Origin of the sequence: Flavobacterium algoritolerans (assembly GCF_030010385.1) — a bacterium.
Classification (GTDB): Bacteria; Bacteroidota; Bacteroidia; order Flavobacteriales; family Flavobacteriaceae; genus Flavobacterium; species Flavobacterium algoritolerans.
In genome coordinates, this window is the sequence record NZ_JASCRZ010000004.1 from 1 (window position 1) to 26,666 (window position 26,666).

Below are 26,666 nucleotides of genomic sequence, written 5' to 3' on the forward strand. Positions count from 1 at the left end.
TAACCTATCCTTTAACTCGCTGAAAACATGATTCTTGAAACACAAAGTTTTTTATGATAAACTGCCTTTTAACTTCCGATGAATGTGATTTTAAATCAAAACCACCTATTCCAATAAAGATGGGCAACTTTCAACTGCCTTTACCTTCTTTATAAAATCTTGGGGAATTCTGGTTTTTTGTCTTTTCTACAGCTCTTCGATGTGCTTTAATCCTCCAGAGGCTGCTTTCCTTACTAGTACGCTAACAAAAAAACTGCTCTGGATTAATAAAATGGTTTTATGCTATACCTTATATAATAACAAACTTCTCTTTTCTATTCTATCCTATATATTAAGGTCACAAAATATACATCAAAACAACAAAAAGCTCTACTTATCCAAAGTTCGCGTTAGGGATAGCAGCGAAAAGCCCACAGTCCCGCCTTTTTTTGGCGGAACGAGGACTTGTAGCACATAGCCCGACTCCTTAATATATAGAAAGGCGACTCTCCACTAAGAGAATCGCCTTTCTTTATATTAAAGAGGAACGCCAAAAAGAATTTCCTAATCGAAACGTATGGCTTTCACTGGTGATATTTTGGTTATTATATAGGAAGGAATTAATAATACCAAGAAACAAACCATCACCGTAAGCAGATTTAATAAAAGTATGTATCCCCAATTTAAGTATACTGGCGCTTGATTGACGTAATAATTCTCAGGAGGAAGTTGAATTATCCCGAATTGTTGTTGGATTAACAATAATGAAATACCTATTAGATTCCCCCAGAAGAGTCCTCTTACTATAAGGTAGAAGGCGTTGTAGAGAAATATTTTTCGGACTGACCAATTATTGGCCCCTAATGCTTTTAGGATTCCTATCATTTGCGTTCGTTCAAGTATAAGCACTAATAACGCTACTACCATATTTATTGTAGCAACAAGAATCATGACTACTAATATAACGATGATGTTGAAATCAAATAGTTGAAGCCATTCGAATATGTAGCTGTACTTCTCGATTATAGTTTTACTGTCTAATGTTGATGCTGTTTGCGCATATACTTGCTCACCCGTAGATTCTATAGTATTAAAATCGTCAACAAAGACTTCAAAAGCGCCTATTTGATCTGGCGCCCATTTATTGATACGCTGCATGTGACGAATATCTCCTATTATAAAGGTAGCATCGAATTCTTGAAAACCAGAATTAAAAATCCCAACAACATCAAAATTCCTCAAGTTATAACCATTCTCTTTCATAAAGAAAGTATTGAATGCGTCACCAACTTTCAAATTCAATCTATTTGCTATAAACTCAGAAATCACAACTTCTTCATTTAAATTCCCATTGACATTTGGAATTCTACCTTGAACAATGTATTCCTTTATATTATCCCATTTATAATCATTTCCTACTCCTTTGAAAATAATTCCCTCGAAAGCAGTTTCTGTTCTAATAATTCCGGCTTTACTAGCAATAGCCTGAATATGCTCAACTCCTGGAACAGATGTAAACTTTGGATAAAAATCTTGTTTTTTAGAAATGGGTGTGAGCGTAACTTCGGATTGATTGTTGTCGTAATTCGAAATAATGATATGTCCATTAAAGGCTGAAACTTTCTCTCGAATTTTTTGCTGTAGTCCAATTCCGGTTGCTACTGAAACAATCATCATAATCATACCAATGGCAATTGCCGAGATTGCAATTTTTATAATTGGCGCAGATATGCTACTTTTATAATCTTTAGCGGTTATAAGTCGTTTGGCGATGAAATATTCTAAATTCAATTTGATTGCTTTTCTAATTTGGATTTGCATCGCCAGTTTGCGTTGCAAAAGCCAAAAATACAGCTAAAACACGAATTACACTAATTGACATTAATTTTATTTGAACCACTATATGATTCCATTTTTAAGAATATCGATTAGTTTTATATTTTTAACAATCATTTCAACTTCCTGTTCTGCAAGGAAAACAAATGACAGCGAAAATATAAAACCAACTTTAGAAAACACTAAAAACAACCTAACTATCGAAATAAAGACTGGAGCTGATAATTACAACCATTATTTACCATTATTTAAGGATAAGAAAATTGGCGTTGTCACTAATCAAACCGGAATTCTATCCAATAAAACGCATTTAGTAGATTATCTATTAGAAAAAAACATTGCTATCCAAAAAATATTTGCACCAGAACATGGTTTTCGTGGAACTGCAGATGCAGGCGAACATGTAGTTGATGGGAAAGATTCTAAAACTGGACTTTCAATTATTTCGCTTTATGGCGATAACAAAAAACCGAAACCAGAACAACTAGCCGGAATTGACATTATGGTTTTTGATTTACAAGACGTAGGCGCGCGATTTTATACTTATATTTCTTCGTTACATTATATCATGGAAGCCTCTGCCGAAAATAATATTCCGCTTTTAATTCTAGACCGACCAAATCCAAACGTAAGTATTGTAGACGGGCCAATTCTTGAAACTGCAAATACCAGTTTTGTGGGAATGCATCCAATCCCTTTGCTTCACGGAATGACAATTGGCGAATATGCGCAAATGATAAACGGTGAAAAATGGTTAAAGAATGAAGTGCAATGCAAATTGACCGTTATTCCTTGTATTAATTACAATAGAAAAATGAATTATAGTTTACCTGTAAAACCTTCACCAAATCTTCCGAACGATCAAGCAGTGAATCTTTATGCGAGTTTGTGTCTTTTTGAAGGTACAAATGTGAGTGTGGGAAGGGGAACTGAAAAACAATTTCAGATTTATGGCTCTCCTTATTTACCTAAAAGTGACTTTAATTTTATTCCTAAACCAAATTTTGGCGCACAAAATCCTGTTTACAAAGGTATCGAATGTTACGGAGAAGATTTATCTACAGCTAAAAAAGTAAATCGATTAGAATTAAATTGGTTGATTAAAGCCTATCAAACTACAACGGACAAATCTAAATTCTTTAATCCTTTTTTTACCAAACTCGCAGGAACTAAAAAATTACAAGAACAAATAGAAGCTGGGACTTCGGAAGATAAAATCAGAGAAAGCTGGAAAAAAGGGCTAATCGATTTTAAAGAAATGAGATTGAAATATTTGATATATTAAAAGGAATAAAGAAACAAGAAGCAAGACTTGCTAATACTTAGTTACAAGGGCAATTTCTTCTTCATTTCCTCTACAATATTAAAAGCTGCCGGACAAATAGCTACGTTTTTCAACGTTAAATCTGTGATTTGCTGAAACTTTTTTCTATCTGTGTGTGGAAATTCTCTACATGCTTTTGGACGAACATCATAAATCATGCAGGCATTTTCATTATCCAGAAAAGTACACGGCACACTTTGTAACACATAATCTCTGTCTTCGTCAATGCGAAGATATTGCTCGATAAACTGTTGTGGTTTTTGTCTAAGATATTTTGAAACACGCTCAATATCCGCATCCGTAAATAATGGTCCAGTAGTTTTACAACAATTAGCACACGTTAAACAATCCGTTTTCTTGAATTCAGCATCATGCAAATCTTGCATCACGTAATCCAAATTCTTTGGTGTCTTCTTTTTCAGCTTATCGAAATACTTTTTGTTTTCGATATGCTTATCTTTGGCTTCTTTAGGAAGATTGTTTAAAATAGTGTTCATTCGTAGATTTGTTTTTTCGGTTATTCGATAAAACATTCCGCGAAATTACTTAAAACAAACCAACAAATCATCAAATTAACACATCAACTACAATGAAAGACCTTTTTGGCAAAGCCATACTCGATTTTCAAACTAATAATTTCCCGGAAGATTTAATAACGGAAACCTCCATTTCCGAAGAAGATGAAATGAGTGTTGAATATCTATTTCGTACCTATGACGAAATGCCAAAACTAGAGCAGAAAGCATTACAACTTGCGAAGGGAAAAGTTTTGGATGTAGGTTGTGGCGCAGGAAGTCATAGTTTGTGTCTACAAAACGAAAGAAATCTTGACGTTCACTCGATTGATATTTCTAAAAATGCAATTGAGGCCTGTAAATTACGCGGTTTAAAAAATACTAAAGTTCAGAATATTCTTGAAATGGACTCTGATAATCCTGAAAATAAATTTGACACCATTTTATTATTAATGAATGGTACCGGCATTTTTGGAACACTCAAAGAAACTACTATATTTTTACAGAAACTAAGAAGTTTGCTAAACCCAAACGGACAAATTCTAATTGATTCTTCGGATATAATTTATATGTTTGATAATGACGAAGATGGCGGAAAATGGATTCCAAGTAATGGATATTATGGCGAATTAACTTTTACAATACGTTATAAAAACGAAAAAGAAGACGAATTCCCTTGGCTTTATTTAGATTATAACACTTTGCAAAATGCGGCTTTCGCCAATGGATTACAAAGCGAGTTAATTCTTGAAGGGGAACATTATGATTATTTAGCCAAACTTTCAATTTAAAAGAACACATTTTAGCATGGAAAATACAGCATTAGAAAAATTACGTTATCCTATTGGGAAATTTATAGCTCCAGAAACCTATTCCAGCGAATATCTAACTAATAAAATAGCAGAGATAGCCAGTTTCCCTGAACGATTGAAAAAAGAAGTGATTCATTTAACCGAGGAACAACTCGAAACACCGTATCGACAAGATGGCTGGACTATTCGTCAAGTAATTCATCATTGTGCTGATAGTCACCTAAATTGTTTTATTAGAATAAAATGGACGCTGACCGAAGATAATCCAACAATAAAATTCTATCACGAAGATCGTTGGGCTGAATTACATGATAATTTAACTATGCCCATCCAACCTACACTTTCGTTTCTGGAAGGAATACACTTTCGTTTGGCGTATTTAATGAATAATCTATCTGAAGAAGATTTAGAAAAAACATTTATACATCCTGAGCATAACGCAGCATTTCAATTGAAAGAGATAATAGGAACTTATGCTTGGCATGGAAACCACCACTTAGCACATATCACGGAATTAAAGAAACAAAAAGGTTGGTAATTGTACGTTTGCACCATTTTCACCATTGATAAAAAATCCCAAATACAGTTTTCCATTTGGGATTTTTAAATTTTAAGGAATATTCAAATATTTATGTGTTTGTAAAGAAACGCGCCATTTCGGATTGTTCATCACATAATCTACAATCAGCGGAGTCATTTCTTCTTTTTTACTCCATTCAGGTTGTAAAAACAGAATGGCATTACTATTCACTTTTTCAGCTTGCTCTTCAGCAAAAATAAAATCGTGTTTATTATAAATGATAACTTTCAACTCATGTGCATTATCATAAACCGTTTGTGTAGGTAGTTTATTTTTCTTAGGAGACAGACAAATCCAATCCCAATTTCCAGTAAGCGGATACGCTCCTGAAGTTTCAATATGAACTTTTCTATTATTTTCTTTTAGCTTTTGCGTCAGCAAATTCATATCCCACATCAAAGGCTCTCCACCAGTAACAACAACAGTTTCTGAGTATTTGCTTGCATTTGTAACTATTAAATCGATACCTGTCGGAGGATGTAATTCAGCATTCCAACTTTCTTTAACATCACACCAATGACAACCCACATCACATCCTCCAATTCTAATAAAGTATGCAGCTGTCCCAGTATGAAATCCTTCCCCTTGTATAGTATAGAATTCTTCCATTAACGGAAGCATGGCACCTTTATTAACTTCTAATTGTATTTCTTTTGATAACATTATTTTATTTTAAAGTGCAAAGATAGTTAATTTGAAAATGAGTTAATTTGAAAACAGAAACTAAAACAATAAACTTTAAAAACAGAAATCTACGGCTCATAATGATTCTAAAAAAAATCAATACAATTGATAAAATTAAAATTTCAAAATACCATTAAACAAAAAAACCGATAGTTAAAAAACTATCGGTTTATTAAGTAAGAAACAAGTATCTTATTTCAATGTTTTCAATGATTCAGTTGCATAAGCATTAGCCGGATCAAGCGCTAATGTTTTTCTGAAATATTCGATCGCTTTAGCTTTATCAGTATTAGCATAATTAGCAGCGATGTTATTGTATGACTCAATAATTTTAGCTTTTACAGCAGGTTTTGCTGTTTCTTCAGCACCTAAAGCAGTAACTTTAGCTACATAATCCTCATAGTTTTTAGTCATAACATCATCTTTATCAAGCAATCTATTCGTTCTTGCTCTGTAAAGATAAGCTTCATGATATGTTGGCGATGCTACTAATACTCTTTCGAAAGCAGCATCTGCTTTTTGCAAAGCAATAACATCTGGTTTTACATCTTTACTATTATTAGCATAATAATTTGATAAACCATAATAAACATTATCATCAAGATACGTTTTAGAATCTGCAATATTAGCACCAAATTCAAAAATTGAAGCTGCTTCTTTATATAGTTTTTGCGTAAATAATTTTTTACCAACTTCGCTTAAATCTTGAACTGCCAAAGGCTCCATTTCAACTGCCTTTTTAATATCTACTAATCCAGCATTAAAAGCTGTTGCGTCAATTGCTAATCCATCAGCGCTAGTTCCTTTTTTAATTTTGGTTAAACCTAAATATAAATAATCTAGAGCGATAGCTTTATTTCCTGGAGCTGCGATAAAGCTTTCCAATGATTTGATAGCTACATCAACATTTCCGTTTTTATAAGCAGCATATCCTAAATAACGATAGATTCTTGGATTAACTTTATCTAATTCAATCATCTTATTTGCTTCAACTTCAAGAGCTGCATAATCTTCTACCAAGATAAGGAAGTCAGCACGACGCATTCTTGAGTGAATAGAATAATCCGTCAAAGACATATATTTATCATAATATCCCATAGCTGTTTTATAGTTTGCAGCAGCTTGAGAAGGTTTATTACGTGCTATTTTATAATATGTTTCAGCTAATTCTCTATAAACAGGACCATAATTAGGATTTATAGCAATAACTTCATTGTAAGCTTTCAAAGCTTCGTCATAAGACTTAGCACCTTTCAACAAAACACCTAATTGCATTTTAGCTCTCAACAAAGTATTATCAGCTTGAAAAGCACTTCTATAAGCTACATAAGCTTCATTTTGTTTACCATCACCATAATAAGCGTCTCCTAATGCTAGTTGTAATTGAGCATCTTGAGGATTGTTTATCACGGCACGGTTCAAGATAGCAATTGCACTTTTATAATCCGGTTTTGCGACATTCATGTAAGCTCTTGCTATATAAACATACTCTTGTACGTCTTTCTTTTTGATGTCTTTTGTAGCCAAAGCAAATTTAGCTTGTGCTCCAGTCACATCATTTTTATCTAAATCCATTTGACCTAAACCTATGTAATTTAATTTAGCTCCTTCAGATGTATTTAATCCATTTTGAAAATAAATTTTAGCAGAATCCTCTACACTTTGAGTAAGATACACATTCCCTAAAGTAAAGAAAGCTGCGCCATTACTTGGTTTTGCTTTGATAATCGATTTTAATATCGATTTAGCACTTTCAAATTGCTCTGCATCGATAGCCTTTTTTGCTTGATTTATATCTTGTGCTTGACTCGCAAAAGCGGAAGCCAACAATGCAACACTTAAAAATTTAAATTTATTCATTTTAATTGTAGTTAATTTATTTTTTATCATTTTGGTCTTTACCAATTATTGTAAACTTTCTTGTAGGAATACGAACCGGTAGCAATCCAGATTTTAAAATTATTCTTTGTCCGACATCTCCAGCAACAAATGAGGCAAAGCCCATTCCTAAACCAGAAAAACCTTGACAATTGATTATATACAAATCGCGTGCCAAAGGGTATTTTCCTTCTGCTATATTATTTTGTGATGGAATATAATAATTATCCCCTTTGAGTCCTTTTACACTTAAAGTAGTAACATCATCAACGTATTTCTGCATAGCTGGTATTGGTTGTGAAAGCCAATTAACTCCAACTACACCTATCATACCATCGTTTTCAGAGACATATTTTATAACTTCATCATTAGATTTAAATGAGAAAACACCCTTTTCAGGTATCGCTTTTATACCAGCTAAAGAATTCATGTAACGTAATGTACTTGAATTTAGGTTATCAAAAACTAATCCTTTGATTGATGTTACTGGCTTCCCTTGCATAAAACTTATAATATCTTTTAACGCTACTAGAGAATCTTTATTGCTTTTATTAGAGATAAAAGCTACTGCATCAGTAGCAAAAACAGTTATTTTAGGATTGATTTTTCTTTGCTTAAAAATTTTCAATTCTTCAGCAGACAAATTTCTAGACAAAATTGCAATAGCTGCCTTTTCTTTAAATAAAGAGTTGACTGTCTCCGATTCAGATTTAGCAACAAGCGTTACTTTGGCATTGTATTCATTTTCAAATACCGCAACTTGATCTTCAATAATAGGTGCTAAGGTTTCGTCTACATATATGGTAGTCGAACCTTTTAGAATAGTTTCCTTAGCATTTTTATCTGATATTTGATTACAAGCAAAAACCAATACTGCTACTAAAAACAAAATAAAAAGAGAAAGTTTAGAATAATTTTTCATGATCTAGTTGTTATTATCATTAATAATTCGGAAGAATCTAAAAGAAGCATAAACAATAAGCAATACACCAAAAGCTATTCTATAAGTAGGTGTCATTGCTAAAGGAAAATTCTTCATAAAGATAATAAATAAACCTAAAACAAGATAAACTAGAAAAAACAAAATTCCTAAAACAAGAAGAAATCGCTCTTTAAGCGATTTCTTCTTAATATTATTAAGTATGTTATTTAACATTATTCCGCAGATTGAATAGTAATAGGCAACGAATAAAGTACTCTCACTTTTTTACCATTTTGCTCACCTGGAGTCCATTTAGGACATTTTTTCAAAACACGGATAGCTTCTTTTCCTGTTCCATAACCGATATCTCTAATTACTTTAATATCAGTCAAAGAACCATCTTTTTCAACAACAAAAGTAACATAAACTTTACCTTTTAATCCTTCTTCTTCTGGAGTTTGATAGTTATTACCAACAAATTTGTAAAATTTATCGATTCCTCCTGGAAAATCAGGTTTAACCTCGATACCAGCAGTGTTGTAAATTTGGTTATCAACTTCCTCTACTACAGCTGCAGTTCCAGTACCTACCGGTTCAACAGTTAAAACAGCATCTGGATCTCCTTTTATAGTTTCAGCACCTAATTTTTTATCTTTAATTTCGACAGTTTTAGGTGGTTCTTCAGTTACTTCTTCCGCTTTTGCAACAACAGGCTTAACAAATTTTACCTGATCTACTTTTGGTGGAGGTGGAGGTGGAGGTGGAATATTTTTTTTAATTTCTTCTTTCTTAGGTGGCAATTTGATACTAACAATTTTAGTATCTAAAGTGTCATCACCATCTGAAGAATCAGGTAATAAACCTAAAATAAGTGGCATACTAACTGCTATAGCAAAAATAATTGCACCAAAGATAAGCGCTCTAACAGTAGTCTTGTTATTTGATTTTCTTAGCTCGTAAGCGCCATAAGCCTTGTTACGACCTTCGAATACAATATCAAGCCATTGGTTTGTGAATATATCTAATTTCATTTTTCTTAATTATTAGGTTATAGAGTAAATATGAAAATATTATTTACTTTCTAACAATTTTAGTTCTTCAGGAGAAAAATCATTTACGATTGCGTTTGTAGGAACCCCTACAATTGCCATCTCATCAAGTATGTCTACTAAATTACGGTAGTTTGATTTTTTACTTGGTTTTATAATTACAATTAAACCTTTGTCCTTATTTCCAGTGTATTCAACTACTGATTTTTTTCTTTTCAATAATTCCTTACGAATTCCTTCTTTACCATAAGAAATATCCGTAGGTGGTACTTTTGGAGAAGATAACAAACCCATGTAATATACCATCTTATCATTATCGCCTAACATAACCGTCATAGTACGGTTTTCATCAACTTTAATGTCCTTATTTTTAGTATCATCCTCGTCTTTATCTGGCAAACCCAAAGGCATCGATTGTGGTTTAGACAACGTAGTTGTAAGCATAAAGAATGTAATCAATAAGAACGCCAAATCCACCATAGCAGTTAAATCTACTTTTGAATTTGATTTTTTACTTCTTACTTTCCCACCTTTTTTGCCTCCACCGTCGCCAGTATTTAATTCAGCCATTTTAGTGTATTTTTTTTAGTTATTTTTCTGTAGCTCTTAAACCAGTAACTAGGTTAAAGCTATTGATTTTTTGATCTTGTAAAATATCCATCACTTGTTTGATAGCAGGATATTCTTCTTTCGCATCACCTTTTATGGCAATTTGCAATTCTTTATCATTTACATCAATATTTGCAATACGAGAATTGTAAATCCATTCTTTCAATTGATTATCTAGTGAATCCTTAGGAACCCCTGATTGTACACCAGGCTTACTTCTGTCAGCAGTTTTCATAGCAATCAATTGTTTAAGTCCTGAAATTGGAACACCAATACCTTCCATTAAACCAAAAGTTTCAGATTCACTTTCTGTAAATTCAACACCATATTTTTGTCCCATCAACTCAAGAGCTCTTTTTCTAACCTCTCTCCCTTTCAGGTCGTAGAAAACTTTTCCTTTACCAATAGTTATAGTAGCTAAATTATCTTCTGGCAACTTAGATTGAACCGTTGATGCAGGCGTATCTACTGGCAATGCTTCCGGTATCTTAGCCGTTGCTGTCATTACAAAAAACGACAACAAAAGAAAAGCGACATCACACATAGCAGTCATATCGGTAGACCCTGCTTTTTTCTTCATTTTTATAGCCATCAATATTATTTTTTATATTTACAAGAAAATAGGATCTTTCTTTTCAGACCACTATTTTCCTGTAAATTAAATTATTAATTATTTTTGTGTACTTCTGAAGTGTCTGTAAGTATTCACAATTGTATTACCAGCCTCGTCAATAGAGTAAGTCAAGGTATCAATTTTAGAAGTAAAAAAGTTGTAAGCGATAATTGCTAATGCTGAAGTAGAAATTCCTGTAGCTGTATTAATTAATGCTTCAGAAATACCATTTGCAAGCGCAGCTTGATCAGGAGTACCAGCAGCAGATAACGCACTAAATGCTTTAATCATCCCCGTTACTGTTCCTAATAATCCTGCAAGAGTTCCTAAAGATACCATTGTAGAAAGTACAGTCATGTGCTTCTCTAACATTGGCATTTCTAATGAAGTAACCTCTTCTATTTCTTTGTGGATAGTTTCAGCAGCAGCTTCGCTGTCTAAACCTTCTTTTTTTACTTCTTGGTATTTCAATAAAGCTGATTTTATTGGGTTTGCAACAGAACCTTTTTGTTTGTCACATGAAGCAATAGCCCCTTCAATATTACCTGCTTTAATATCTTTTTGTACACTTGTCATGAATTGATCAAGATTTCCTGTACCAGCTGCCTTTGAAATTACAGCATAACGTTCAAATGAGAACACAACAACCATTAACAATAATCCTAACAATACTGGTACTATAGGACCTCCTTTGTAAACCATTGCTAACATATTTCCTGGTAATGGGTGACCTGTATTAACACCGCCCTCGAAATTAGCGCCATTACCCATTATGAAATTCCAAATTAACCATCCAACAAAAATACATGCTACAATAATGATTCCTGAAATCATTCCTCCTCCGTTTGCACCTTTTTCTTTTTTAACGTTTGCCATTTTTTTTAATTTTAATAGTTTTAAATAAATTATCTTAGTTATATTAAACTTGTAGTAGAGCAAATTTATATTTTTAGTTTAAATAAAAAAACTTTTTTTAATTTTATTATAATTAAATTTATTTCAAAAACACATTTGCAATTTACTGCTTTGCATTTATATCAAAATACTCAAATAAATCGACTCTTTTACCAAAAAAAACGTATTTTTTTATGATATATTAGCACAATATTTCAAAAACTAACTCTCTTCTATCAAAACTAATATTTTATATTATTAACAGTAAAAAAGGAGGAAAACTGCAGTATACACTAAAATTTCAGGTTTTGTAAAAAAAATAATACCTTGCAAATGATTTAAATCTAAACTTATTATGAGCAGAAAAGAAGATTTCATACAACAAATTACAGACGGATATAGTTCTAAAAGAGAAAGTATTACTCTTGGCGGAGCCATATTAGACGGAGAAGCTTTACCCAATGCACATGTAAAAATACCGCTAAAAACATTAAACCGTCATGGATTAATTGCAGGGGCTACCGGAACTGGAAAAACCAAAACCATACAAGTACTGTCAGAACAATTATCATCCTTTGGAATCCCTGTATTGATGATGGATATAAAAGGTGATTTTAGTGGTATTGCAAAAGAAGGAGAAGAGAAAGCATTTATTACTGAACGACATGCTAAAATAAACATCCCTTATAATACGGCAAGTTTTCCTGTTGAATTATTGAGTTTATCAGAACAAAATGGCGTTCGTCTTCGCGCAACTATTTCTGAGTTTGGACCAGTTTTATTTTCTCGAATCTTAAATTTAAACGACACACAAGCCGGAGTCGTTTCTGTTATTTTCAAATATTGTGATGACAATAAAATGCCTTTATTGGATTTAAAAGACATCAAAAAAGTAATCAATTATATTACCGAAGAAGGAAAAGACGAAATTGAGGAAAGCTATGGCAAAATCTCCACTTCAACAACGGGCACCATCCTGAGAAAGATAATAGAATTAGAACAACAAGGTGCCGAACTATTTTTTGGCGAAATGTCTTTTGACGTTGACGATTTGATGCGCATTGATGAAAACGGAAAAGGATACATCAACATTTTGAGACTGACTGACATTCAAGACAAACCTAAATTATTTTCAACATTCATGCTAAGTTTATTGGCTGAAATCTATCAGCAAATGCCTGAAAAAGGAGATTCGGATCAGCCAGAATTAGTGATTTTTATTGATGAAGCTCATTTAATTTTCAATGAAGCCAGCAAAGCATTATTAGAACAAATAGAGACTATTGTAAAACTTATTCGTTCCAAGGGAATCGGGATCTACTTCATCACTCAAAACCCAATGGACATTCCAAGTGGTGTTTTGGCACAATTGGGTTTAAAAATCCAACATGCTTTAAGGGCTTTTACTGCCAATGATCGAAAAGCCATCAAACAAACCGCTGATAATTATCCAACATCTGAATTTTATAAAACGGATGAAATTTTAACTAGCTTAGGAATTGGAGAAGCATTAGTCACTGCATTAAACGAAAAAGGGATTCCAACACCACTTGCAGCAACAATGATGCGTGCTCCTATGAGCAGAATGGATATTTTAACTGAGAGTGAGATTCAAGAAATAAATAACAGATCTAAACTGGTAAAAAAATACAGCGAACTTATTGACCGTGAAAGCGCTTATGAAATGCTAAATAAAAAAATTACCATTATTGAAGAAGCAGCTGCAGAACAAGAACAGGAAAAAACATCTGAAAAAGAAGAAAGTAAAGGTCCGAGTACTGCTAGCGTAGTAGGGAAATCCGTTTTAAAAGTATTGACAAGTGCTACTTTTATTAGAGGTGCTTTTGGTGTTTTGACAAAAATGTTTAAAAAATAAAATTCTCCAATACCCTTTTAGAATTAAAACTCTAAAAGGGTATTTTAAAAGTAACATTAAAAATGAAAAAATATTTTATTCAAAAAGCTCCTTTTATAGTTCCAACAACTGACGGTAAACTAATCGAAGAGCATCACGGAATTGCTACCACTAACAATCCCGAAATTTCGATTGCACAAATGATTGCTCCTCCTAAATGGAGCGAACCTTTTCAAACACCTGAATTTGAAGAATACACTTATATCATAAAAGGAAAAAAGCAATTCATCATTGAAAATGAAATTGTGATTCTTGAAGCAGGCCAATCTATAAAAATTGAAAAAAATACTCGAGTGCAATATTCCAATCCTTTTGATGAGCCTTGTGAATATATTGCCATTTGCAAACCTGCATTCGATTTTACTAAAGTACATCGTGAGGAATAAATAGTGGCGATGGAAGTAAAAATCTATCGCAACTATATCGAAGCAAACAACTCGAAAAAATTATTGCAGTAATTCCAAGATTTTATTCTCTACCGTTTCAGTATCCCAAATATTCTCGATGTTTTCCATTTTCAAAACTTCCTCCATAATCGCATTTTGATAATCCCCAATAGCCAAAGCTTCGGCATAAGGACGATCACTAAAAGTTACTCTGCTGTAAAGCGGAATCCATTTTTCGGGATATTTATCTGAGAATGATTTTTCGATTTTCTTTTGCAACAAGAATTTCTCATCAGCTGTTTTAGAACTCATTTCCATAAAATTACGATAGGAAAGTTCCGCAATTGCATCAGCATTGGGTTTACGGGATTTTTGATATTCAGAGAAAATTGTTTTCCAGTCATCTCCGTATTCTTCAATCATTTCATAAAGAATTGAAATGTCCTCAAAACCCGCATTCATTCCTTGCCCGTAAAATGGAACAATTGCATGACAAGCGTCACCAATTAGTGCAATTTTATCTTCATAAGTCCATGGAAAACATTTCATGGTCACCAATGTACTTGTTGGATTTTTAAAGAAATCCTCAGTCAGTTTAGGAATTACATCAATAGTGTCCGGTAAGTTTTTCTCAAAAAAAGTTTCTACCTCTTTTTGGTTTTTCAAAGAAGCAAAAGAATTTTCTCCTTCAAAAGGCATAAATAAAGTACATGTAAAACTACCATCTAAATTAGGCAATGCAATCAACATATATTCTCCACGAGGCCAAATATGGAATGAATTCTTATCTAGTTTATGCGTTGCATCCGAGTTTGCAGGAATGTTTAATTCCTTATATCCAATAGGTAAAAATTCTTGTGAATAATCAAACATACTTTGGCGCTGCATGCGATGACGGATTCTGGAAAAAGCTCCATCGGCACCAAAAACCATATCATATTTCTTTTCTTCCCAAGCACCTCTTTCGGTTTCGCCGATGTGCAAAGTAGCATCATCTAAGGTTACATCCCAGATTTTATGTTCGAAAAAGAATTCTGCTCCTGCGGCTTCCGCCAAATCAATCATTTTTCTATTCAAAGTCCCTCTGGAAATCGAGTAAATAGATTCTCCTTCTTGTCCGTAATTTTGAAAATTAAGTTTATCAACAAGATGAATGGCCCTTTTATCCATTGGGATGGCAATTTCTCGCACGGCATCTCCTACTCCTACGCCATCAAGCGCTTTCCAACCTCGGTTAGACATAGCTAAATTAATAGAACGACCTGAAAACTGAATTTGTCTGATATCTGGGCTTCTATCGAAAACATGAACCGTATGACCCGCTTTGCGAAGATAAATAGCTAATAAAGATCCAACTAATCCAGAACCTACAACCGCTATTTTTTTGGGAATTTGCATTAATTTTTTATAAAAAGTTAAGCAAAATTACTGATTTTATTAGACTAAGAACTTTAAAACTATTAATTTTTACGTGGAATAAAAACCAATTTTGTTGAAGTTCTAACAATCTCCTCCTTATTCAGCATCATTCTTCTAAATTTTCCAGTATTATAAAGCTCCGCTTGATCACTGTAATGCGCACTTAAAGGGTTTCCTGATTGCCCTGTTGGAAGGATGCTCCAGCTGTTTTCGATATCCGAAAAATCAATAATCCTTCTTGTTGACGGACCTCCTTTTACGATATAATTTCCATCATCGGTAAAATCAAAAAACAAATTATTAATGACTTCTGTAGCACCCGAAACTTCAAAAGGTCCTACATTGAAAATCCTTCTTAGCGCAGCCACTTTACCCAATGGATGCTGATGTTCTACCGTATGAACTTTATTCCAAGTCCAATCAGCAACCGTAGTTCCCAATTGTTCTTCTAAAGCTACAATTGATTCTTTAAACGATTGTGATATAATTTTACTTCGGGTTTCTTTTTCATTTTTAGTACTTATATTATCCCACCAAGGCGACGCTGCATTCACAATTTGTTTTGCAATAATTTGTTTCATAATATGTGTTCCTAAAAATTGCTTGAAATGAACTGCACCAAGTTCATCTTCGAAAGTATTTTTTAAATAATTAAAAATCCATTTATTGTAAATTGTTGGTGCAACATCAGCAAGATTATTCGAGCCTTTCCATTCTTTCAAAACAGTCAAAGCTTCTTTCTCGTTTTCAGAAAGTGTTTTCTGATCAACATTTGAGATTAACTGCTTAACCACCTCTGGAGCAACTGATGACGTATTATCAAAAATCATTTCCCCTACCGCAGTTTTATCCCAATTTGATTTTGGTTCTAACAATTGCGTAATTCTTTTTGCTCTGTCCTCAGGAAGGTAATAACCTGGATATAAAAATCCATCTATGGGTTCCGGTTGATTGTTCGCAGAGTACACATAATTCCATTTTGGATTTACTGCCGACGGATTTTTGGAGAAATCCAAATATTCTTTAATATCATCTTTGCCACTGGCACCATCTAAAATAAAATTAGGATTTACGCCCGCATTATGCTTGTATAATTTCCCTGTTGCCCACCAAGCCACATTTCCTTTGGCATCGCCATACATCACATTCAAACCTGGTGCCGCTATTAAACTGACTCCTTTTTGAAAATCTGCTTTACTTTTAGCATGCGAAAGTTGATAAACAGCATCAAGAATTTGTATGGGTTGTTGTGTATAAATCCAGGACATTGCAACAGGTTTGTCTTGCTGCAAACCATCAATCAAGTCATTTACGACCGGGCCGTGGCGAGTCACTTTAATATTCAAAACCACATCAGCAGAATCTTTTACTTTTATAATTTTTTTTCGAATTTCATACGCGCTAAAACCATTTGGTGTCTTGTACATTTTTGCATCATTTGGATTATTCTCCTCTTGATACAAATCGATGTCATCATTTTCAAACATTGTCAAGCCATACGCATAGTCGCGATTGTGTCCCAATAAAGGATATGGAGTCCCAGCCAAATAACATCCGTACAATTCAAAATCTGGCGTTACTACATGTGCTTCATACCAAGTCCCGGGTTGTGAAAACCCAATGTGCGGATCATTAGCAAAAATGACCTTTCCATTTTTCGTTTTCTTTGGTGCAATAACCCAACTGTTACTACCTATAAAAGGAGAAATTGGAGACTGCTCTAAAATCGAAGCTACCGACTTTGAAATAGCAATATATTCTTGAGATGATTCTTTGGCATTTTTAATTCGGGTGGTATTAAACGAACCATCAATCCCAAAATCCTTGAGATACTCCATTCCGTATTTATTTCGAATATCAGTCAATAACGGATCTGATTTTTGAGCCATTGCAAAACTAAAAGACATGTAACCAAAAATATTGTAAACATCTTTAATCGTAAACTTCTCTTTTTTAACTCCCACCAAACTAAACTCTATTGGCGTTGTTCCTTCTTCTAAATATTGATTAATTCCATCCAAATATGCCATGGTCAATTGATAACTTGGGCTGTTTTTATCCAAAGCTGCAATTGCTTTTGCTGAAGCTTCTTCAATTCCAAGTCCTGCAAAGAATTTATCATTTTTTAGTGCCACTGAGCCAAAAATCTCCGATAATCGTCCCGCTGCAATACGACGCATCAATTCCATTTGCCACAATCGATCTTGGGCATGCACATAACCCAAAGCCATCATTGCATCCTTTGAATTTGTTGCATAAATATGTGGAACGCCAAACTCATCAAAATAAACTGTCGTTTCTTTTTGAATATTTTTCAGTTGCAATTTGCCTTCATATTTTGGCTTTAGATAAAATCCATAAATAATTAAAGCCACCACTAAAACTGCCACTACCGAAAGTAAAACGAGAAGAACTATTTTAAGTTTTTTCATATTTAAATAAATTGATAAACAAATATATACGATTTGAAAGTTATTTAAAATAATTTATTTAAACGAGTGTGATTCTGGTAAAATCGATTAAACACCATTATTTGTTTAATTTATTTTTAAATTAATTAAACAAAAAGTATATTTGTTCCAAATTAAAAAGATATGAAACACATTTCTAGAGATGATATTTCTCAAATGGAGAAAGTCGAAAGATTGAATTTAATTAATTCTTGCACCGGTTATAAATCAGCTAATCTTCTGGCTACAAAATCCCTTGATGGAAAATCTAATGTAGCAATTTTTAGCAGCGTGACCCATTTAGGAAGCAATCCGGCACTAATAGGATTTATCATGAGACCAACAACCGTTCCCAGAGATACATATAAAAACATAAGAGAAAATGGTTATTTTACCGTAAATCATATTACTGTAGATATGATTGAAGATGCGCACCATACATCAGCAAATTATGAATTAGGCATTTCTGAATTTGATAAAACTAATTTAGAAGAAGAGTACAAACCTAATATTGAAATCCCTTTTGTAAAAGGGAGCCCAGTTCAATTGTATTGCAAATATGTGAATGAATATTACATCAAGGAAAATGATACGATTCATATAATTGCCTCTATTGAAAATTTATTTTTTGAAGAAGAATTAGAACATAAAGATGGCTGGTTACAAATTGACAAAGGAAATGTTATTGCATTAAATGGTCTTGATGGATATTGTTTACCTAAATTAATAGACCGCTTTCAATACGCAAGAAAAGAACTTCCAACCACTTCCTTTTTTAAAAAATAAAAAATGATAAAACTACGGCTAATCCTTGGTGATCAGTTAAATTTAGAACATTCTTGGTTTCAGGAAAATGATGACAATACTATTTATGTCCTTGCCGAAATGCGTCAGGAAACCGACTATGTAAAACATCATATCCAAAAAGTGGTAGCGTTTTTTCTTTCGATGAGAAATTTTCACACAGCAATACAAGCACTCGGACACCAAGCAGTCTATTTTAAAATTACGGATGCTGAGAATCCACAGGATTTAGAAAAAATCATTGCCGTTTGTATTGAAAAATATAAAATAGAAAAATTTGAATACCAGTTACCTGATGAATATCGGCTGGATCAACAACTAAAAACGATTTGTTCCAATCTAAAAATCGAATTAGAAGCTTTTGACACTGAACATTTTTACACCACGCGTCATGAACTTTCTGATTTTTTTGAGGGAAAGAAATTGTTGTTGATGGAGAATTTTTATCGCAACATGCGTAAAAAACACCACGTTTTAATGGATGGATCAACTCCTTTGGGAAACCAATGGAATTTTGATGCCGATAATCGTAAAAAATACAAAGGTGAAGTTCCTGTGCCATCAGAAAAAAACTTTCACATAAACGTTTCTAAGATTATAAACCAAATCGAAGAAGCCGGCATAATTACTTTTGGAAACATCGATGAACATAATTTCAGTTGGCCTACTTCCCGTCAGCAATCTTTAGAGGTATTAGATTATTTCTGCACTAATCTGCTGAAACATTTTGGGGATTATGAAGATGCAATGCATACTGATGAAAAATTCCTATTCCATTCTCGTTTGTCTTTTGCTATGAACAGTAAAATGCTTTCGCCAAAAGAGGTAATCGAAACTGTCATTGCTTTTTATCATGCCAATGAAACTGAAATAACCCTTTCACAAGTAGAAGGATTTGTGAGACAAATTCTGGGTTGGCGTGAATATATTCGAGGAATTTATTGGAAAGAAATGCCACATTACGCTCAAATGAATGTATTGAAAAACGACAACAAATTACCGAATTTTTTTTGGACGGGTAAAACCAAAATGAATTGCATGAATCACGCTATCAATCAAAGTTTAGACGAAGCTTATGCACATCATATTCAACGGCTCATGGTAATAGGGAATTTTACGCTACTCACACAAATTAATCCTGACGAAGTAGATGCTTGGTATCTGGGCGTTTACATAGATGCTATTGAATGGGTCGAAATGCCTAACACCCGCGGTATGTCACAATATGCAGATGGCGGAATTATTGCCACAAAACCTTATGTTTCCTCAGGAAGTTACATCAATAAAATGAGTAATAATTGTAGCAAATGCCATTACAATGTCAAAGAAAAATTTGGAGAAAAAGCGTGTCCTTTCAATACGCTATATTGGAATTTTCTAGATGAGAAAAAAGAGTATTTTAAAGGAAATCAACGTATGGGAATGATGCTGAATTTATTAAATAAACTAAATCCCGAAGAATTATACAAAATCAAAGTTAAAGCCAATGCCATTATCCAAAATATGGATTCTTATTAAACTGAAACATCCGTAAATAAAAAGAGTGCATAAATTCGATACGAACTTATACACTCTTTTTTATTAAAAGAATAAATCTATTCCTTTTTACTTCCGTCTATAATAGCTCCTGTTCCCGCACCAATACCAGCACCAGCAACACCACCAATTATAGCTCCCTGAACTTTTTTCTTACTTATAATTGCTCCTGTTGCTGCTCCAACTCCAGCTCCAATTACGGCACCTTTAGCAGTACTGCTCCAACCTTTCTTTTGTGTGGTTGTTGTAGTGGTAGTGGTAGCCGATGGTTTATTAACAACGACAACTTCTTTTTGGGTTTCAATTTTGGTTTCCTCAATTTTAGCCATTTCAACCTGCATGGAATCAATAACTCTTTGTTTTTCAATTTCAACTTTCATCGAGTCTACAGTCGCTAGTTTTGCTTTTTCGATTTCCATTTTTCCTTGATTTTGACAAGAAACAACAACTGCAGCTATTAGTATAAAATATAATACTTTCATAATTTTAAGTTTTACGATTAATAATAATACAAAGAAACATTCAAACCTGTTAATATGCTTTATACAATTTAAACTATTTTTTATATAATTCTGTGTCTAAACTATTTTAAAATCCCGGATTTCAATATTTGTCCAAAGTGATACATGTCTTCAAACGAACAATACAATGGAACCGGTGCTAATCGAATAACATTAGGTTCGCGCCAATCCGTAATCACACCATTTTTCATAAGATAATCAAATAAACTACGTCCTTCCCCATGAAGTAACACTGATAATTGCGACGCTCTTTCTAATGGATTTGACGGTGTAATTATTTCGAAAGTACTATCGACTTCTTTGTCTATTTCGTGCAGAATGAATTCTAAATACGACGTAATTGCATCTCTTTTTTCAATTAAAGCGTCCATCCCAATTTCATCAAACATTTCTACAGATGCTAAATATGGCGCCAAAGAAAGTACCGGTAAATTGCTTATTTGCCAACCATCGGCTCCATGAATTGGATCAAAAGTGGGTTCCATCTTGAAACGTCGTTCTTTATTGTGTCCCCACCAACCTGCGAATCTTGGCAACTCCGAATTGTTGTGGTGTTTCTCATGAATGAAACATCCTGAAGCATTTCCAGGACCTGAATTCATGTATTTGTAACTGCACCAAGCTGCAAAATCCACATTCCAATCGTGCAATTCCAGTTTTATATTTCCTGCGGCATGCGCTAAATCCCAACCTACATAAGCGCCCGCTTTATGACCAGCAGCAGTAATGGTTTTCATATCAAAAACTTGTCCTGTGTAATAATTGACACCGCCTATTAAGACCAAAGCCAACTCCTCACCTACTTCTTCAATTTTGGCCAAAACATCTTCTAAACGAATGTTGTGTTCTCCTTCGCGACGCTTGATTTCAACAATCGCATCTTCCGGTTTGTATCCATGAAAATGAACCTGACTTTGAAACATATATTGATCCGAAGGAAATGCTTTTTCTTCGCAAATAATTTTATATCTGCTTTTTGTTGGTCGGTAAAAAGACACCATTAACAAATGAAGATTGACCGTAAGCGTATTCATCACCGTAACTTCACTCGGTAACGCACCTACAATTTTACTCAACGGATTTGCAAATCGTTCGTGGTAATCCCACCACGGTTTTTCACTATAAAAATGACCTTCAACAGCTAAACTTGCCCAATCATTCATCACCTCATCTACATAGTTTTTAGTACGTTTGGGTTGTAATCCCAATGAATTTCCCGTAAAATAAATTACTTTTTTTCCATTTACCCGCGGAAAAATAAATTCATCTTGGTATTTATGTAATTGATCTTGCGAATCGAGTTGTTTTGCAAATTCAAGAGTATTTTCGAATGCCATATTTTGTATTTTGTTTGTAAAAGTAGTAAAAAAAGGCTGATAGAGAAAAGACTTATCGCCGATTGACGACACATAAAATAGTTAAAATTCCGAATAAGAAAAAATAGTTCCCTAATACTATACTGAAATAAAAAACAACTCGTTATTATTAATATTCAATTGAATTTAAAATTCTTACCCATGCTCAAAAACAGTTTGAACGTTATTATTATTGCTATCGCCGTGGTAATCTCCTCGTATTTATTTTCGAATGCTTTTCAGAATCGAAATAAAAGTAATGATACCATAAGTGTTACTGGCTCCGGAAAAAAGGATTTCGTATCGGATTTGATTGTTTGGAACGGTTCTTTTTCTAAAAAAAGTGTGACTTTGAAAGAAGCGTACTCAGCATTGGACTCTGACAGAGAGAAAATAAAAAGCTATTTATCAGGCAAAGGAATTGCTCCGAATGAAATGGTATTCTCAGCAGTTAATTTTAATAAAGATTTTGAAACGACTTATAACGAAAACGGAACTACAAGACAGCAAATTTTCACTGGATTTACCTTAACCCAAAGCGTGAGTATCCAATCTAAGGAAGTAAATAAAATCGAAGAATTATCTAGACAGTCCAGTGAGTTAATTAATTCTGGTGTGGAATTTTATTCTTCTCCTCCTGAATATTACTATACAAAACTTGCCGAATTGAAAATAAAAATGATTGCCGAAGCGACAAAAGACGCGAGTATCAGAGCAAAAAGCATCGCTGAAAATGCAGATGCGAGCTTAGGAAATCTAAAAAAATCAGATATGGGTGTTTTTCAAATTACGGGTCAAAACTCATCGGAAGATTTTTCTTATGGCGGTTCCTTCAATACGCAATCCAAAAACAAAACGGCTAATATTACGGTACGACTGGTGTATCAAGTGAATTAGAATTTAGAATATATGTCAAGTCGAGCGCAGTCGAGACCCAACAAGGAGTCTCGACTGCGCTCGACTTGACAAAAAAACAGCTGTAATAAATTTATTCAGATACAAAATTGAGATGACGTTTTAAATTTATTTTCTCACACAAAAAGTCCTCACCTATCCAAAACGTATTGTGTGAGGGATGGAAGTGGCATCCTTTATTTTCTTTCTTTCAGAAAATAAAGATACAGCGTACAGCCCGACCCTTGGGGCACACCAAAAAAAATCCCGCCATTACTGACGAGATTTTGTTATTTAGAATATGATTATCTCGAAGTTTAGGGACAGATTAGATGATTAACATCGCATCACCGTAAGAATAGAATTTATACTCTTCTTTAATTGCTTCGGCATAGGCTTTTTTCATTAAATCATGTCCGCAGAATGCTGAAACCATCATTAATAAAGTTGATTTTGGCGTATGAAAATTAGTAATCATACACGTTGGAATCGTAAAATCATGTGGAGGAAAAACGAATTTATTTGTCCATCCATCAAAAGGATTCAAGGTGTTTTGTGACGATACTGAGCTTTCAACGGCACGCATAGAAGTAGTTCCTACGGTACATATACGTTTCTTTTTAGCTTTGGCTTCATTCACAATATCACACGCTTCCTGAGTAATTTTTAATTCCTCAGAATCCATTTTGTGTTTTGATAAATCCTCAACCTCAACTGGATTGAAAGTTCCCAAACCTACGTGAAGCGTTACTTCGGCAAATTTAATTCCTTTGATTTCCAGTTTTTTCAATAAATGTTTCGAGAAATGCAATCCTGCAGTTGGCGCTGCAACAGCACCTTCTTCTTTAGCATAAATGGTTTGGTAACGTTCCGCATCTTCCGGAGTTACGTCTCTAGAAATATATTTTGGGATTGGAGTTTCTCCAAGTTCTGTTAATTTATTTCTGAATTCTTCATAAGAACCGTCGTAAAGAAAACGCAATGTTCTTCCACGAGAAGTCGTGTTGTCAATAACCTCAGCTACTAACGAATCGTCATCTCCAAAATATAGTTTGTTACCAATTCTAATTTTACGAGCCGGATCAACTAAAACATCCCAAAGTCTTTGCTCAGAATTTAATTCTCTAAGTAAAAAAACTTCGATTCTTGCTCCTGTTTTTTCTTTGTTTCCATACAAACGCGCTGGAAAAACCTTAGTATTATTCAGAATTAAAACATCTCCGTCATCAAAATAATCGATAACATCTTTGAACATTTTATGCTCTATAGTTCCTTTCTTACGATCAATAACCATTAGACGTGCTTCGTCTCTGTTTTCAGCTGGATATTCAGCAAGAAGTTCTTTTGGTAAATCGAATTGAAAATGTGATAATTTCATTTGATAAAGTTATGAGTTATAGATTATGAGTTATGTCCTTCGTCTGCGCTCAGGATGACAATCTTAATCCGAGTGTGCAAATATACGATTGTGAGATAGGCGTTGTCAAGTGTTTTGCTGTTTAATTTAGTTTCAAAATTGCAAAGTAACAAAGCAGCAAAGCTTTAGCCCCGTAAACATTGAGAATTAAGATGTAATTTCAGATACATTAAAATCTAATTTTTTCATGTCTTCCCAAAAATCAGGGTATGATTTAGAAACTACTTCGGCATTTTCGATAATTATTGGCACTTTTAAAGCTAATGGGGCAAATGCCATAGCCATTCTGTGATCGTTATAGGTAGCGATTTTAATATTGTGATTGATTTCGTTTGAAGTCACAAGCGTCAAGCTATCATTAGTCACTGAAATATTGGCCCCTAATTTTGTTAACTCAATCCTAAGTGCTTCGAGTCTGTCAGTCTCTTTAATCTTCAGGGTATGAAGCCCCGTAAGATGACAGCCAATTCCTAATCCAAGGCAAGTAACTACAATGGTTTGAGCAATATCTGGCGTATTGTTTAATTCTAAGTTTAAATTTTCGGGTTTAAAATCCACTTGTCTTGTAAGCGTCATTTTGTTTCCATCAAAATGCGTTTCAACACCCATTTGTTTGTAGATTTCAACCAAAGCCGAATCGCCTTGCAAACTGGTTTCTTTATAACTTGTCAATGAAATCGTCGCATTTTCTGCCAAAGCTGCTAAACTAAAAAAGTAAGAAGCAGAACTCCAATCGGATTCTACGGTCATTACTTTCGATTCCACTTCTTGTTTTGGATAAACGGTAATTACATTCCCTTCGAAACTGGTTTTAATATCCAAATCATTCAACAAAGCCAATGTCATTTTGATATAAGGAACTGAAGTAATCTCACCTACTAAAGTGATTTCGATACCGTTTTCCAATTTTGGCGCCACTAATAACAATGCCGATATGTATTGACTGCTTACATTTGCAGGAATAGTAACTTTAGAGGCTGTAATTTTTTGTCCTTTGATTCGAATAGGCGGATAACCTGCTTCATTATCGTAGGATATTTTCGCACCTAATTGTTCCAAGGCTTCCACCAAAACTTTTATTGGACGCTCCGTCATTCGCTGAGAACCAGTCAAAACTACTTCTCGACCTTCGTTTACAGCAAAATAAGCCGTTAGAAATCGCATAGCCGTTCCCGCATGATGAATGTCAACTATTTCCTCGTTTCCTTTCAATGCTTTTTGCATTACTTCACTGTCATCAGAGTTGGAAGTATTAGCCAAAGTAATATTTGGAAAAAGTGCTTGTAACAATAATAGTCGGTTGGTTTCGCTTTTTGAACCGGTAACTGCAATTTGAGCTTGTAAATTAGAATGGGAAGTTTGTAACAGTAAATTCATGTTTTTAATTATGAGTTATGAGTTATAGCTTTCGCTTACGACTCAAAAAATTTAAGGACGCAATTTACCACTACTCATTTACAATTCATAATTTACAATTCACAAATTATTTGAGTTTTTCGTTGTTTTTGTGACGGTCTTTGTCTCGAATAGATTTTAAATCCATCTTTTTATCGAAAGCAGCCTGCAAATCGATTCCTGTTTGATTTGCTAAACATAATACTACGAAAACCACATCGGCTAATTCTTCACCTAGATCTTTATTTTTGTCGCTTTCTTTTTCAGATTGTTCGCCGTAACGACGTGCTATGATTCGAGCCACTTCGCCTACTTCTTCTGTAAGCTGTGCCATATTGGTCAATTCGTTAAAGTAACGAACGCCGTGTTCTTTTATCCAAGTATCTACGTCTAATTGGGAATTTTTTAGGTTCATTTTAATCTCTATTTTTACTGTCAATTACTATCGTTACAGGACCTTCATTCAACAAAAGTACTTTCATATCCGCACCAAAGATTCCAGTTTGTACTTTCTTTCCCAATTCCATTTCTATTTTTTTTACAAATTTCTCGTACAATGGGATAGCAACTTCTGGTTTTGAAGCTTTTATATAGGAAGGACGATTGCCTTTTTTGGTAGAAGCATGTAATGTAAATTGGCTTACCACAATAATATCTCCGTCAATATCTTTAACAGATAAATTCATGACATCGTTTTCATCGCCAAAAATGCGGATGTTAGTTATCTTATTAACCAGCCAATCTATATCTTCTTGAGTATCGGCATCTTCAATACCAACTAAAACCAACAGTCCTTTTTGGATATCGGCTACAGTTTTATTATCGATGGTTACGGAGGCGGAGGAAACTCTTTGAAGGACGATTCTCATTTTTGAAATT

25 protein-coding genes are annotated in these 26,666 nt (G+C 33.8%); 8 read left to right on the forward strand and 17 right to left on the reverse strand.

The genetic code is table 11. From position 1 onward, the window contains the following. Positions 1-543: 543 nt before the first annotated feature. Positions 544-1,770: an ABC transporter permease gene (locus tag QLS65_RS09785; RefSeq protein WP_282717699.1), complete on the reverse strand. Its 1,227-nt coding sequence runs from the start codon at positions 1,768-1,770 to the stop codon at positions 544-546. A 112-nt stretch (positions 1,771-1,882) separates the two neighbouring features. Between QLS65_RS09785 and QLS65_RS09790 the strand changes: the two genes are divergently transcribed. Next, positions 1,883-3,100 carry an exo-beta-N-acetylmuramidase NamZ family protein gene (locus tag QLS65_RS09790; RefSeq protein ID WP_282717187.1) on the forward strand — a complete coding sequence of 406 codons (1,218 nt, stop codon included), beginning with the start codon at positions 1,883-1,885 and terminating at the stop codon, positions 3,098-3,100. 41 nt (positions 3,101-3,141) lie between these two features. On the opposite strand, the gene QLS65_RS09795 is transcribed toward QLS65_RS09790, so the two are convergent. Next, positions 3,142-3,636: a YkgJ family cysteine cluster protein gene (locus QLS65_RS09795; protein WP_121343258.1), complete on the reverse strand. Its 495-nt coding sequence runs from the start codon at positions 3,634-3,636 to the stop codon at positions 3,142-3,144. 92 nt (positions 3,637-3,728) lie between these two features. On the opposite strand from QLS65_RS09795, the gene QLS65_RS09800 reads away from it, so the two are divergent. Together QLS65_RS09800 and QLS65_RS09805 are read left to right on the forward strand one after the other, a co-directional pair. Next, entirely contained in the window at positions 3,729-4,445 is a 717-nt protein-coding gene (locus tag QLS65_RS09800; protein WP_282717194.1) for a class I SAM-dependent methyltransferase, read from the forward strand. 16 nt (positions 4,446-4,461) lie between these two features. Then, a complete protein-coding gene (locus QLS65_RS09805; RefSeq protein ID WP_282713083.1) occupies positions 4,462-5,004 on the forward strand; it encodes a YfiT family bacillithiol transferase in 543 nt (180 codons plus the stop codon). Positions 5,005-5,076: 72 nt separating this feature from the next. Here the strand turns inward: QLS65_RS09805 and QLS65_RS09810 are convergent, their stop codons facing one another. The 7 genes from QLS65_RS09810 to QLS65_RS09845 form a co-directional block, all read right to left on the reverse strand. Next, on the reverse strand, positions 5,077-5,709 hold the full coding sequence (locus tag QLS65_RS09810) for a 7-carboxy-7-deazaguanine synthase QueE (protein WP_282717195.1): 633 nt from the start codon (positions 5,707-5,709) through the stop codon (positions 5,077-5,079). A 213-nt stretch (positions 5,710-5,922) separates the two neighbouring features. Then, entirely contained in the window at positions 5,923-7,590 is a 1,668-nt protein-coding gene (locus QLS65_RS09815) for a tetratricopeptide repeat protein (protein WP_282713085.1), read from the reverse strand. 16 nt (positions 7,591-7,606) lie between these two features. Beyond that, positions 7,607-8,530: a PstS family phosphate ABC transporter substrate-binding protein gene (locus QLS65_RS09820; protein WP_282717198.1), complete on the reverse strand. Its 924-nt coding sequence runs from the start codon at positions 8,528-8,530 to the stop codon at positions 7,607-7,609. A 233-nt stretch (positions 8,531-8,763) separates the two neighbouring features. Continuing rightward, positions 8,764-9,561 (reverse strand): energy transducer TonB, encoded by a 798-nt coding sequence (locus QLS65_RS09830; RefSeq protein WP_282713088.1) that lies wholly within the window; start codon positions 9,559-9,561, stop codon positions 8,764-8,766. 39 nt (positions 9,562-9,600) lie between these two features. Beyond that, a complete protein-coding gene (locus QLS65_RS09835; protein ID WP_282713089.1) occupies positions 9,601-10,149 on the reverse strand; it encodes an ExbD/TolR family protein in 549 nt (182 codons plus the stop codon). Positions 10,150-10,168: 19 nt separating this feature from the next. Beyond that, on the reverse strand, positions 10,169-10,768 hold the full coding sequence (locus QLS65_RS09840) for an ExbD/TolR family protein (protein WP_428831878.1): 600 nt from the start codon (positions 10,766-10,768) through the stop codon (positions 10,169-10,171). Between the two features lie 90 nt (positions 10,769-10,858). Next, positions 10,859-11,677: a MotA/TolQ/ExbB proton channel family protein gene (locus QLS65_RS09845; RefSeq protein WP_282713091.1), complete on the reverse strand. Its 819-nt coding sequence runs from the start codon at positions 11,675-11,677 to the stop codon at positions 10,859-10,861. Between the two features lie 373 nt (positions 11,678-12,050). Between QLS65_RS09845 and QLS65_RS09850 the strand changes: the two genes are divergently transcribed. Both QLS65_RS09850 and QLS65_RS09855 read left to right on the forward strand, forming a co-directional pair. Beyond that, complete coding sequence (locus tag QLS65_RS09850; protein ID WP_282713092.1) at positions 12,051-13,571, forward strand: helicase HerA-like domain-containing protein; 1,521 nt, start codon at positions 12,051-12,053, stop codon at positions 13,569-13,571. A gap of 62 nt (positions 13,572-13,633) precedes the next feature. Then, on the forward strand, positions 13,634-13,996 hold the full coding sequence (locus tag QLS65_RS09855) for a cupin domain-containing protein (RefSeq protein WP_282717201.1): 363 nt from the start codon (positions 13,634-13,636) through the stop codon (positions 13,994-13,996). Positions 13,997-14,056: 60 nt separating this feature from the next. Here the strand turns inward: QLS65_RS09855 and QLS65_RS09860 are convergent, their stop codons facing one another. After that, positions 14,057-15,394, reverse strand: a complete 1,338-nt coding sequence (locus QLS65_RS09860; protein ID WP_099713560.1) for an FAD-dependent oxidoreductase — start codon at positions 15,392-15,394, stop codon at positions 14,057-14,059. A gap of 62 nt (positions 15,395-15,456) precedes the next feature. Further along, on the reverse strand, positions 15,457-17,847 hold the full coding sequence (locus tag QLS65_RS09865) for a penicillin acylase family protein (protein ID WP_282717205.1): 2,391 nt from the start codon (positions 17,845-17,847) through the stop codon (positions 15,457-15,459). A 162-nt stretch (positions 17,848-18,009) separates the two neighbouring features. On the opposite strand from QLS65_RS09865, the gene QLS65_RS09870 reads away from it, so the two are divergent. Then, the gene (locus QLS65_RS09870; protein WP_121340897.1) at positions 18,010-18,651 is read left to right on the forward strand and encodes a flavin reductase family protein; all 642 of its coding nucleotides are present in this window, start codon (positions 18,010-18,012) and stop codon (positions 18,649-18,651) included. A 3-nt stretch (positions 18,652-18,654) separates the two neighbouring features. After that, positions 18,655-20,187, forward strand: coding sequence for a cryptochrome/photolyase family protein (locus QLS65_RS09875; RefSeq protein WP_282717207.1), 1,533 nt, complete (start codon positions 18,655-18,657; stop codon positions 20,185-20,187). Between the two features lie 77 nt (positions 20,188-20,264). On the opposite strand, the gene QLS65_RS09880 is transcribed toward QLS65_RS09875, so the two are convergent. Continuing rightward, positions 20,265-20,687, reverse strand: coding sequence for a YMGG-like glycine zipper-containing protein (locus tag QLS65_RS09880; protein WP_121340895.1), 423 nt, complete (start codon positions 20,685-20,687; stop codon positions 20,265-20,267). A gap of 101 nt (positions 20,688-20,788) precedes the next feature. Continuing rightward, positions 20,789-22,063, reverse strand: a complete 1,275-nt coding sequence (gene kynU, locus QLS65_RS09885; protein WP_282717209.1) for a kynureninase — start codon at positions 22,061-22,063, stop codon at positions 20,789-20,791. Between the two features lie 180 nt (positions 22,064-22,243). Here kynU and QLS65_RS09890 point away from each other — a divergent pair, with 180 nt between their 5' ends. Further along, on the forward strand, positions 22,244-22,978 hold the full coding sequence (locus QLS65_RS09890) for an SIMPL domain-containing protein (protein ID WP_282717211.1): 735 nt from the start codon (positions 22,244-22,246) through the stop codon (positions 22,976-22,978). 325 nt (positions 22,979-23,303) lie between these two features. On the opposite strand, the gene queA is transcribed toward QLS65_RS09890, so the two are convergent. The 4 genes from queA to dtd all read right to left on the reverse strand — a co-directional run bounded on the left by queA (position 23,304) and on the right by dtd (position 26,656). Then, the gene (gene queA / locus QLS65_RS09895; RefSeq protein WP_282713097.1) at positions 23,304-24,353 is read right to left on the reverse strand and encodes a tRNA preQ1(34) S-adenosylmethionine ribosyltransferase-isomerase QueA; all 1,050 of its coding nucleotides are present in this window, start codon (positions 24,351-24,353) and stop codon (positions 23,304-23,306) included. Positions 24,354-24,539: 186 nt separating this feature from the next. Continuing rightward, on the reverse strand, positions 24,540-25,769 hold the full coding sequence (gene aroA / locus QLS65_RS09900; RefSeq protein WP_282717218.1) for a 3-phosphoshikimate 1-carboxyvinyltransferase: 1,230 nt from the start codon (positions 25,767-25,769) through the stop codon (positions 24,540-24,542). Positions 25,770-25,875: 106 nt separating this feature from the next. Further along, entirely contained in the window at positions 25,876-26,202 is a 327-nt protein-coding gene (locus QLS65_RS09905; protein WP_035668323.1) for a nucleotide pyrophosphohydrolase, read from the reverse strand. 1 nt (position 26,203) lies between these two features. Beyond that, positions 26,204-26,656 (reverse strand): D-aminoacyl-tRNA deacylase, encoded by a 453-nt coding sequence (dtd, locus tag QLS65_RS09910; RefSeq protein ID WP_282713099.1) that lies wholly within the window; start codon positions 26,654-26,656, stop codon positions 26,204-26,206. Between the last annotated feature and the right edge of the window lie 10 nt (positions 26,657-26,666).

What these genes read in the sequence shown, in the direction of transcription:
- QLS65_RS09790 (WP_282717187.1), top strand. Translation starts at nt 1,883, where the DNA reads ATGATTCCATTTTTAAGAATATCGATTAGTTTTATATTTTTAACAATC.
- QLS65_RS09795 (WP_121343258.1), bottom strand. Translation starts at nt 3,636, where the DNA reads ATGAACACTATTTTAAACAATCTTCCTAAAGAAGCCAAAGATAAGCAT.
- QLS65_RS09800 (WP_282717194.1), top strand. Translation starts at nt 3,729, where the DNA reads ATGAAAGACCTTTTTGGCAAAGCCATACTCGATTTTCAAACTAATAAT.
- QLS65_RS09805 (WP_282713083.1), top strand. Translation starts at nt 4,462, where the DNA reads ATGGAAAATACAGCATTAGAAAAATTACGTTATCCTATTGGGAAATTT.
- QLS65_RS09810 (WP_282717195.1), bottom strand. Translation starts at nt 5,709, where the DNA reads ATGTTATCAAAAGAAATACAATTAGAAGTTAATAAAGGTGCCATGCTT.
- QLS65_RS09815 (WP_282713085.1), bottom strand. Translation starts at nt 7,590, where the DNA reads ATGAATAAATTTAAATTTTTAAGTGTTGCATTGTTGGCTTCCGCTTTT.
- QLS65_RS09820 (WP_282717198.1), bottom strand. Translation starts at nt 8,530, where the DNA reads ATGAAAAATTATTCTAAACTTTCTCTTTTTATTTTGTTTTTAGTAGCA.
- QLS65_RS09830 (WP_282713088.1), bottom strand. Translation starts at nt 9,561, where the DNA reads ATGAAATTAGATATATTCACAAACCAATGGCTTGATATTGTATTCGAA.
- QLS65_RS09835 (WP_282713089.1), bottom strand. Translation starts at nt 10,149, where the DNA reads ATGGCTGAATTAAATACTGGCGACGGTGGAGGCAAAAAAGGTGGGAAA.
- QLS65_RS09840 (WP_428831878.1), bottom strand. Translation starts at nt 10,768, where the DNA reads ATGAAGAAAAAAGCAGGGTCTACCGATATGACTGCTATGTGTGATGTC.
- QLS65_RS09845 (WP_282713091.1), bottom strand. Translation starts at nt 11,677, where the DNA reads ATGGCAAACGTTAAAAAAGAAAAAGGTGCAAACGGAGGAGGAATGATT.
- QLS65_RS09850 (WP_282713092.1), top strand. Translation starts at nt 12,051, where the DNA reads ATGAGCAGAAAAGAAGATTTCATACAACAAATTACAGACGGATATAGT.
- QLS65_RS09855 (WP_282717201.1), top strand. Translation starts at nt 13,634, where the DNA reads ATGAAAAAATATTTTATTCAAAAAGCTCCTTTTATAGTTCCAACAACT.
- QLS65_RS09860 (WP_099713560.1), bottom strand. Translation starts at nt 15,394, where the DNA reads ATGCAAATTCCCAAAAAAATAGCGGTTGTAGGTTCTGGATTAGTTGGA.
- QLS65_RS09865 (WP_282717205.1), bottom strand. Translation starts at nt 17,847, where the DNA reads ATGAAAAAACTTAAAATAGTTCTTCTCGTTTTACTTTCGGTAGTGGCA.
- QLS65_RS09870 (WP_121340897.1), top strand. Translation starts at nt 18,010, where the DNA reads ATGAAACACATTTCTAGAGATGATATTTCTCAAATGGAGAAAGTCGAA.
- QLS65_RS09875 (WP_282717207.1), top strand. Translation starts at nt 18,655, where the DNA reads ATGATAAAACTACGGCTAATCCTTGGTGATCAGTTAAATTTAGAACAT.
- QLS65_RS09880 (WP_121340895.1), bottom strand. Translation starts at nt 20,687, where the DNA reads ATGAAAGTATTATATTTTATACTAATAGCTGCAGTTGTTGTTTCTTGT.
- kynU (WP_282717209.1), bottom strand. Translation starts at nt 22,063, where the DNA reads ATGGCATTCGAAAATACTCTTGAATTTGCAAAACAACTCGATTCGCAA.
- QLS65_RS09890 (WP_282717211.1), top strand. Translation starts at nt 22,244, where the DNA reads ATGCTCAAAAACAGTTTGAACGTTATTATTATTGCTATCGCCGTGGTA.
- queA (WP_282713097.1), bottom strand. Translation starts at nt 24,353, where the DNA reads ATGAAATTATCACATTTTCAATTCGATTTACCAAAAGAACTTCTTGCT.
- aroA (WP_282717218.1), bottom strand. Translation starts at nt 25,769, where the DNA reads ATGAATTTACTGTTACAAACTTCCCATTCTAATTTACAAGCTCAAATT.
- QLS65_RS09905 (WP_035668323.1), bottom strand. Translation starts at nt 26,202, where the DNA reads ATGAACCTAAAAAATTCCCAATTAGACGTAGATACTTGGATAAAAGAA.
- dtd (WP_282713099.1), bottom strand. Translation starts at nt 26,656, where the DNA reads ATGAGAATCGTCCTTCAAAGAGTTTCCTCCGCCTCCGTAACCATCGAT.